The organism is Enterococcus sp. NBRC 3427, assembly GCF_007996925.1.
Taxonomy (GTDB): domain Bacteria; phylum Bacillota; class Bacilli; order Lactobacillales; family Enterococcaceae; genus Enterococcus_B; species Enterococcus_B lactis.
Genome location: NZ_BJLL01000002.1, coordinates 98,828 through 107,752, shown reverse-complemented (window position 1 = coordinate 107,752; position 8,925 = coordinate 98,828). Strand labels below are relative to the sequence as shown.

9 protein-coding genes and 1 riboswitch are annotated in these 8,925 nt (G+C 38.2%); of the genes, 1 reads left to right on the top strand and 8 read right to left on the bottom strand.

The genetic code is table 11. The features are described 5' to 3' along the window. Positions 1-146 precede the first annotated feature (146 nt). The 8 genes from ESP02_RS01025 to ESP02_RS00990 form a co-directional block, all read right to left on the bottom strand. On the bottom strand, positions 147-869 hold the full coding sequence (locus ESP02_RS01025) for a TatD family hydrolase (RefSeq protein ID WP_002372354.1): 723 nt from the start codon (positions 867-869) through the stop codon (positions 147-149). After that, a complete protein-coding gene (locus ESP02_RS01020) occupies positions 859-1,596 on the bottom strand; it encodes an ABC transporter ATP-binding protein (RefSeq protein WP_002372353.1) in 738 nt (245 codons plus the stop codon). The genes ESP02_RS01025 and ESP02_RS01020 overlap by 11 nt, the downstream gene beginning before the upstream one ends. Positions 1,597-1,607: 11 nt before the next feature. Next, positions 1,608-2,600 carry an ABC transporter substrate-binding protein gene (locus ESP02_RS01015; protein WP_025478240.1) on the bottom strand — a complete coding sequence of 331 codons (993 nt, stop codon included), beginning with the start codon at positions 2,598-2,600 and terminating at the stop codon, positions 1,608-1,610. Positions 2,601-2,614: 14 nt separating this feature from the next. Further along, a complete protein-coding gene (locus tag ESP02_RS01010; protein ID WP_002372349.1) occupies positions 2,615-3,358 on the bottom strand; it encodes an ABC transporter permease in 744 nt (247 codons plus the stop codon). A 73-nt stretch (positions 3,359-3,431) separates the two neighbouring features. Further along, positions 3,432-3,536, bottom strand: a riboswitch (TPP riboswitch). 62 nt (positions 3,537-3,598) lie between these two features. Next, positions 3,599-4,921: an NAD(P)/FAD-dependent oxidoreductase gene (locus tag ESP02_RS01005; RefSeq protein WP_002372346.1), complete on the bottom strand. Its 1,323-nt coding sequence runs from the start codon at positions 4,919-4,921 to the stop codon at positions 3,599-3,601. After that, positions 4,908-5,873, bottom strand: a complete 966-nt coding sequence (locus ESP02_RS01000; protein ID WP_002372344.1) for an ABC transporter ATP-binding protein — start codon at positions 5,871-5,873, stop codon at positions 4,908-4,910. The genes ESP02_RS01005 and ESP02_RS01000 overlap by 14 nt, the downstream gene beginning before the upstream one ends. Then, complete coding sequence (locus ESP02_RS00995) at positions 5,870-7,408, bottom strand: ABC transporter permease/substrate-binding protein (RefSeq protein WP_002372338.1); 1,539 nt, start codon at positions 7,406-7,408, stop codon at positions 5,870-5,872. The genes ESP02_RS01000 and ESP02_RS00995 overlap by 4 nt, the downstream gene beginning before the upstream one ends. A 416-nt stretch (positions 7,409-7,824) precedes the next feature. After that, entirely contained in the window at positions 7,825-8,112 is a 288-nt protein-coding gene (locus tag ESP02_RS00990) for a hypothetical protein (protein ID WP_002372335.1), read from the bottom strand. A 132-nt stretch (positions 8,113-8,244) separates the two neighbouring features. On the opposite strand from ESP02_RS00990, the gene ESP02_RS00980 reads away from it, so the two are divergent. Beyond that, on the top strand, positions 8,245-8,913 hold the full coding sequence (locus tag ESP02_RS00980) for a YitT family protein (RefSeq protein ID WP_002372333.1): 669 nt from the start codon (positions 8,245-8,247) through the stop codon (positions 8,911-8,913). Positions 8,914-8,925 lie beyond the last annotated feature (12 nt).

Genomic DNA, 8,925 nt, shown 5'->3' with positions numbered 1-8,925 from the left:
ACTTCACGTTATGGTTCTTGGGAAGCTGCGAAAGCATTCTGGGAAGCAAACGGTTGGTACTAAGATTCATTTATTAATCGAACGGTTTACTTTTATACAAAGAAAGCCAAAAAGAGGTGCGACACTAGTTGTGTCACACCTCTTTTTTATTTACCTAATCTAATGAAACGTTCCAAGTTTTGATAAGTATTTTTCTTAACTTCTTCAACTGATAGCTCTTTGATTTCAGCGATTGTCTTTAACTGTTCTTCAAGCAGTGAGACATAATCTTTTTCTGAAAAACTATCCCCTAATGCCCACTCTGCTGCATGTAGTCCATCCGTTTCAATAAGTAAGTGGTCGATTGGGACTGTTTTAGCTAGTTGCCAGACTGCTGGGTTCTTTTTCAAATCAAGACCAATGCTGAAATAACAGCCTAAATCAATATAGTCTTGTTGATAGTCCAAAGAAGAATACCAATGAATCAAATAGTGATTAGGGTAAGCTTGGATATAGCTTAAGATCTCTTTTTCGCATCCTTTTGTATGCAGTACAACAGGTTTCTTATTTATGGCTGCAAAAGCAAGCTGTTGCTCAAACACCCTTTTTTGTGTAGGCAGCGGCACATTCGTCCAGATATTGTCTAACCCTATTTCACCGATGATCCTTGCTTTTTTCAAAAAAAGCTCAACTTGTGCAAACGTATAGCTATCCGCTTTCCAAGGATGGATACCGTAACTTAAGACTTGATTCTTGCTTGTTGCAAGCCGTCTGTTTTCCTCCCATTCTTCTGGCGAATCACAATTAATGATCGTCAAAATCGTGTGTTCCTGCTGAAGGAGTGCTAAACTCTGACTCCCATCTAAATGGCAATGAGCATCACTTAACATCTAATTCACCTGCCAATAACTGATAAATCGTTTGCTTCAACTCTGATTGCTGCAGTAGCCATTCACGTGACCGTCGTTTTTCAGGCACTTGAATCTCAGCAATCACATGTGCCGGACGGGCGGAAAGCACAAGAATCCTGTCTGATAAATAAATTGCTTCTTCAATATCATGTGTCACGAGCAAAGTAGTCCGCTTTGCTTTTTTAGGCAGTTTCTGCATCCAGTCTTGCATCTGCCCTCTGGTCATAGCATCTAACGCTCCAAATGGTTCATCAAGAAGCAAGTAAGAAGAAGGATTCATGATTGTTCGTAACAAGGCCGTTCGCTGCTTCATCCCGCCAGATAATTGTTCCGGCAAAAAATGTTCATAGCCGTTTAACCCAAAGATATCCAGATAATCCCTTACTTGTTCTTCATTGATTGTTAGATGATTGATTTTTTGATATAACGTAACGTTTTGATAGACGCTCAGCCAAGGAAGTAACATATCTTCTTGCGGCATATAACTAAATGCTGTATGGAGACCAGTTACTTTTTGATCGTCTACTTTGATCGTTCCAGAAGTCATAGGCTGGACTCCTGTTAAAGTTTTCAACAATGTTGACTTACCGGCTCCGCTTGGCGCGACAATCGATGTAAAGGTATCTTTAGGGATAGTGAAATGGATGTCTTCTAATATTTTCAGGTTTTCAATGACTACATTCAAGTGGCTGATTTGGATTGACATATCTATCACTCCTATTTTATAAACTGATTAGTGAATAGTTCTTGCGAAGGTACATCTTGCTTGATCAATCCGTTTTCCTGCATAAAAGCTGTATAATTGCGCCAAACTTTTTCTTCCATCAATCCCCAATTCTCAGGATCATCCGTATAATTTTTTGACAAGAATGCTTGTGATTCTTCTAAGAACGTCCGATCATTTTCTTTTGCATATTTTTGCAACAGTTTAGCACTGTCATTTGGATCCTTAATAGCTTCCTGATAGCCTTTTTTCGTGGCATCCATAAAAGACTGTACCAATTCTGGATCATTTTTGATCAGTTGATCATTCGTAATAATTACCGGAGTATAGTAATCTAACCGTTCATCTAATTCTTTCAATGGGATATAGTTTAGTTCAATACCCGCTTCTTTTGCTTTGATCATATCCCAACCTTCAAAGTACCATTGGATATCTGAGGATTTTCCTAAGCTTTCTGGCCCTTCTCCATTGCTTCCTACCATTGTCAGTTTTGAAAAGTCACCGCCGTCTTTTTCCATCACAGCTTTTAAGACAGCTTCTTCACTTGGACTTTGCCAACCTGCATATGTTTTTCCTTCAAAATCTTTTGGTGAATGGATGTTACTATCTGATAGGGTGGCGAATCCAGAAGTATTATGTTTGATCACTGTAGCAATTGCTTTGACTGGTATATTCTGTCCATCTGCGTGAGCATAAGTGACATCTTCTTGATAACTTACACCAAATTGTGCTTTGTCCGCACCTACTAGACCAATACTTGTCGAATTATCTCCTGGTTCGATGATTTGGACATTTAAACCAGCCTCTTTATAATAGCCTTTTTCTTTTGCTAGGTAGATGCCAGTATGATTAGTATTCGGTACATAATCCAAAACAAGTGTCACTTTTTTCAAATCCTTTGTTTCTTGTTTGCTACTTGTTTCCTTTGCAGTGCCACAAGCGGATAAAAGCAACAGTAGCGGTAATAAAAGCCATAATTTTTTCATTTGATCCCCTTCTCTTAAAAAATATAAAGCATACGATAATACCCTTTTTTCAATAATGAACAAGCGCCATTCAGCAATAAACTCAATAGAATGACACAAATGATCGCAGCAAAAACTTTATCGATCTGGTAGCTGTTTTTTACGCGTATCATGTAATACCCTAAGCCTGCTTGAGCGCTTAGCCATTCTCCAACGACTGCTCCGCTGACACAATAAGTAGCAGCCACTTTTAAACCGGAAAAGAAGCCGGATAAACCCGCTGGTATTTTATATATTCGATAAATCTTCCCTGTATCTGCCCCCATCGTTTTCAAAAAGATGATTTGCTCTTTTGATACTTTCCTCAATGTATCCGAAAAAGAAACTACGATCGGAAAATAGCTTATCAAGACAACAAGGATCACTTTTGGAAGCATACCGAAACCAAACCATAGGGTCAGTAATGGCCCTAACACCATGATTGGCAACATTTGAGAAATCACTAATAATGGATAAAAAGACATTTCTAAGAACTTCCAATAATCCATTACCAAAGCAGTAATAAAAGAAAGAACGCTAGCTATTGCCAAACCAATCACTGCTTCATTTAATGTTGTGACAGAATGGGAAAGCAATACGTGTGCATCTGCTGTTAACGCAGAAAATACAGCAGCAGGTCCGGGTAAAATAAAAGCGGGCATTTTCCAAACTAAGACAACGATCTGCCAAATAATTAAAATGAATGCCATACTGACTGCTGGATAAAGATTTTTCTTCATTTAGACGCCTCCTTTCTTCTAATATGGATAACAAAAAACGCTTGAAATGGGCACGACATAGTAACCCGCTTCAAGCGTCTGCTATGTTTCTCCCTTCACCAGTATTAACTGACAGGTTCAATGGGTCTAAGTTCACAACTTACTCTCATGTCGTCTACGACATCCCCAGAAACAGGTATTCATTTTTTAAAGTGTAGCACAAGAAGGAAAAAGCAACAAGCGCTTTAGTTATCATGCTGATTATTTCAATAAATAGGAGAGATCACTTGCCAATGTCGGATACCCCATGATATAGCTATCCAACTCTTTTTTAGTCAATTTTTGATTGATGACTAGTGTCAAATCATCAATCAATTCATCTGCTTGCTCGCTAATCACTGCAGCACCAATCAAATAATTTTGCTGGTCAAAGGTCAATTCAGCCTTAGCAACTGGTTCATTGACGCGATGATAGGTGAACCAACTGGTAAGATCCATCTCTACCACTTGATCTGACGAAGAGGTATGACTTTTTGTAACTCCTACTTCAGCAAGTTTAGGACTGGCGTAGACGATCGTGGGTATAATCGGGTATTTGATAGGTTCGCTTGTTGCATCCGTTATCCGCTTAGCTACATAATTCCCTTCAAAAGTGGCTACTGGTGTCAATTTGGGTGTTTTCCTTGAAACAATATCTCCACACGCAAAAATTTTTGGATTGCTCGTTTGCAAATAATCATTGACCTCAATCCCATGTTTATCAAAGACGACATTCGCTTGTTCAAGTGCTAAAGATTCTGTATTCGGCTGTCTCCCAGTCGCACAAAAAATCATATCTGCTACTAATTCCGTCTCTTTTCCGACTAAACGATATCGAGATCCTTCCGAGATGATCTTTTGGGTTTCAACATCAAAAGCAAACTGAATGCCAGATGCTTCCATTTGATGGACGGCTTCCTCTACCAAAGACGCCTCAAATTCTTTTAATGGTCGTTGATTATGATGGACAATGGTTACTTTACTCCCTGCAGCATTGGCAATCGTAGCCAGTTCAAAAGCAATATATCCGCCGCCGATAAAAATAATTTCTTTAGGCAGTACAGGCAATGATAAAAAATCTGCACTAGTCTTCAAGTATTCCTTTCCTTCCACTGGTAAGATCGTGGGTCTTTGTCCTGTTGCCAGAACAAAGTAATCTCCATGAAAAACTTCTTCATTGACTTCAATAGATGAGTCGTCTAAGAAACGAGCGGTCCCTGAAAGATGATCGATTCCAGCTTCTGCCAATTGTTTTTTCCGATTTTCTGGAACTGGATCTGTGAATGTGCGTTTGAATTTTTGGAGTTCTTCCCAATTAGCGGTTGGGATCTCGTTAAATCCTTTTCCATTCAATTGTTTTATCCGATTACGGGCTTCTACTGCACTCAACAAGACTTTTTTAGGATCACATCCACGGTTAGGACAAGTCCCGCCCCATAGATCTTCTTCGACCACTAGTACTGTTTTACCTGCTTCTTTCAATCCGTAAGCAGCACTTAAGCCGCTCACACCTGAACCGATGACGATTGCCTCATATGTTTTCATTTTCTTCCTCCTCTCTACTTAAAAAAGTAAAGACTTCTTTACTTGTCAGTGAACCAATATTTTTTCCTTTTTCTACTATCACAATGTTTGGGTACACTGAAAGAAGTGAATACACTTCTTTCAGTGGCGTATCAAGGCAAACTTGTTGATGACTGTTTTTTGGTACTTCTTTTAAAAAATATCCATTGACGACTAAATCTTCGACTCGCCATTCTTTCGTCTGTTTCGGTTCATCAAAGAAATGCCGTACATATTCATTTTTAGGATTCATCAATAACTGTTCTGGTGTGTCGCATTGGATAATTTTTCCATCTTTCATAAACGCAATACGATCTCCTAGCTTGATTGCTTCTTCCATATTATGCGTAACGAAAACGATGGTCGTTCCCAGTTCTTCATGTAAAGATAAAACTAATTCTTGTAATGAATTTCTTGAAATAGGATCTAATGCGCTAAATGGCTCGTCCATCAAAATCACATCTGGGCTTGCAGCAATAGCTCGGATGATTCCGATTCGTTGCTGTTCTCCTCCAGACAACTCTCTAGGCATACGATCTCGATAAATATCAGGAGATAAGCCAACTTTTTGAAGAAGTTCATCTACACGGTCTGCTCTTTTCTGCTTTTCCCAACCTAACATTTCAGGGATGACTTCAATGTTTTGCTTGACTGTCATGGTCGGGAACAAAGCGATTTGCTGCAGCACATACCCCATATTCCACCGCATTTTCTGCAGATTATATTCATTTAACGATTTTCCTTTGAAGTAGATGTCTCCTGCTGATGGTTTAGATAATCCATTGATCATTTTCAAAGTAGTTGTTTTTCCACTACCAGAAGGCCCAACCAAAACAAAGATTTCTCCTTCTTTGATTGCAAGAGTTAGGTCATCAATGACATATTTTCCATCGTACTTTTTTTGCACATGTTTGAATTCGATTAATTTAGTCACTGATCTCCCTCCTTTAGTAATCCTTCGTTTTCCAGGAAGGTTCGTGCTACTTCTGCCGGTTTTTTCTTTTCGACATTGACTTGATAGTTCATATTGATCATTTGATTTTCTGTTATTTTTCCGCTTAATTTATTCAGCGCTTCAACGATTTCAGGATGGTCCTTGGCGAAATCTGTTTTCATCAGTGGCGCGCCTTGATAAGCTGGGAATAGCCCTTGATCATCTTCTAGAGTGACTAGATCATACTCCTTGAGTTGGCTATCTGTGGAATAAGCATCCACAATATTGACATCTCCATTATTGATTGCTTGGTAACGCAAACTTGGTTCCATGCTTTGTACACTTGAAAAATTCAATCCATATGCTTCTTGAATTCCTTTATATCCATCGGAACGATCAATAAATTCCAGTGTGAATCCCGCTTTGATCTGATTAGAAACTGCTGCTAAATCGGAAATCTTTTTAAGTTGATGCTCGTCTGCAAAAGATTTCTTGACCGCCAAGGCATACGTATTTTGATAAGCCATTGGTTTCAATAATGTCATATCGAATTGTTTGTTCAATAATTCTTCTGCTTCGTCATATGTTTTTTCTTTTGTCAAATCAGCACTTTTCATTGCTTCAGGTACCTTCACCAAGCTTTCTAGGACAGTCCCTGTGAATTCAGGATAGATATCGATTTGCCCTTGATCCAAGGCATTGAACAAAAAACTAGTCTTGCCGAAATTCGGTTTTAATTCAACTTCTGTTTTTGTGTTGTCTTCAATCAATTCTTTGTACATTTGGATCAGGATTTCAGGTTCCGCTCCTAATTTTCCAGCAATCGTGATGGTTTCATTTTTAAACAAGGCAGACTGATATAAAGAAACGCCCCCAACTAAACACACCACGGCTGCTAAAGTAATGATAGAATATCGAGGTTTCTTATGCTGCAACCAGCGAATCAATCCGCTGAATATAATGGCAAGCAAGGCAGAACTGATTGCACCAATCAATGTCAAAACTGGTGTGTTGCGGTCGATACCTAATAAAATAAATGTTCCTAATCCACCTGCTCCGATCAATGCCGCCAAAGTAGCCGTACCGATGATCAAAACTAAGGCAGTTCGGATACCTGAGATAATGACAGGCAATGCGATGGGAAGTTCTACTTTCAGCAAGCGTCTCATTCTGGACATACCAAATGCTACCGCCGCTTCTTCAATAGACGGGTCAATCTCAGCTAGACCAATATACGTGTTTTGGAAAATCGGAAGCAAAGCGTAAATAACAAGTGCAATCAATGCTGGAACAGTTCCGATCCCTACAAATGGGATAAGTAACCCTAATAAGGCAAGTGAAGGAATCGTTTGAAGCACACCCGTGATCTGCAATAAGACTTCTGCCATTTTTTTATGATTAGCTGCCCAAATTGCTAGAGGAATAGCAATCAGTGCTGCAATCAGCAAAGAAATGAGAGAAATAGACAGATGTTGAAATGCAGCTTCCAGCAACTCACCTTTTCTTTCACTTAATGTTTGTATAAAATTATTCATGCGACCTTCCTTTCTGTTATTCTTTAAGTATAAACATTTCTTTACATTTTCCCAACTAACTTGACTTGCCTTAACCCTACTAGGCGTCAGTAATTAATAGAAATATCACCTCTAAATATGCGGATAAAAAAAGAATCCGAGCAGCAAAATCGTATAGATTTTTTGGTTCTCGTTTCTTCACAACGAAAATCAAATACATCTATACGAAATGATCACTCGGAATCAACCGTATCTTTTTTCATATACAACTTTTCTTTTAAATAAAAAGAAACAGCCAATAAAGTAGAAATCTCGTGGGGGAGAACACCTTTATTGGCCTGTTCAACAAGTATTATACTGTATCATGACACTTTTTTGTCAAAAATGTAAAAAACGGTTGTTTTGGCATCATAAACGTTTTGTTTTCTTATTTTTACTTATATCACCACTTTATTTTCTATCTCTTTCACTCCATAAAGCGGAATGAGTTCTTCTTTTGACTGATAATAAACAGCTTTTTCACGGTTCTTCATCAAAAAAATAAAAACCTCTTTCATAGCAAGTGGTGCTTTGCCTTGTTCAAACACAAAGATGAATTGATACGATTCATTTATCTGGATTCTTGTCACAGGAATCAGTTTTTGGTCTTGAGCCAAAAAAACACCTTGATAATCTGTTTTTTTGGGTGATTTTGTAAGAATTGTCAATAAGTCTGCTGCTCGCATTTTTCCACTCCTTTTTGATAATTTGGAAGAAACAACCAAAAATAAATTTTTTTCATTTTCCTCTTGAAGAAAGAGTATAAGTCAGTATAATGAAGAGGTTGCTGAAAATTTTCAAAAGAAAAGAGGCTAGAAATGAAAAAATTAAATTTACTGACAGAATTGTGCGGAATCATTTTAGGCGCAGGAATCTATGGATTGGCTGTGACAGGCATCAATATTCCATCTAAACTGGCAGACGGTGGTGTTACTGGTATTGCTTTGCTCTTGCATAATCTTTTTGGATTCGCGCCTTCTATCACTTCGCTGCTTTTTAATTTACCTTTACTGCTTATCTCATTGTTTCTTTTTGGAAAACACGCTTTTCTTCGGACGATCGTCGGAACATTTGCGCTGGTTTTCTTTTTACATTTATGGGAAAGCCTTCATATACATTTTGCTGTAGATAGTCTACTGATCAATAGTTTGATGACCGGGATTCTTTCTGGCATTGGTTGCGGTCTCGTCTTTCGATTTGGCGGAAGCACAGGCGGAACAGATATCATTTATCAATCCATTGAAAAATATTTTCATATTAAGATTGGCAAAAGTCTTTTCTTGATCACTTTTGGTATTTTAGTTGTCTCCTTGCTTTATTTGGATCTCACACATTTTCTGTATACATTGCTTAGCTGTTCTATTCTATCTTATACATTGAATAAAGTGAAGTATCTGGAAATTGGACCTGTTTTGCCCCAATTGGAAGCAAAACAGACTACAGAAACATTTGAACCACTTGATCCTCTTGAACAGTTAGAGCACTGATTCTTATTTTTA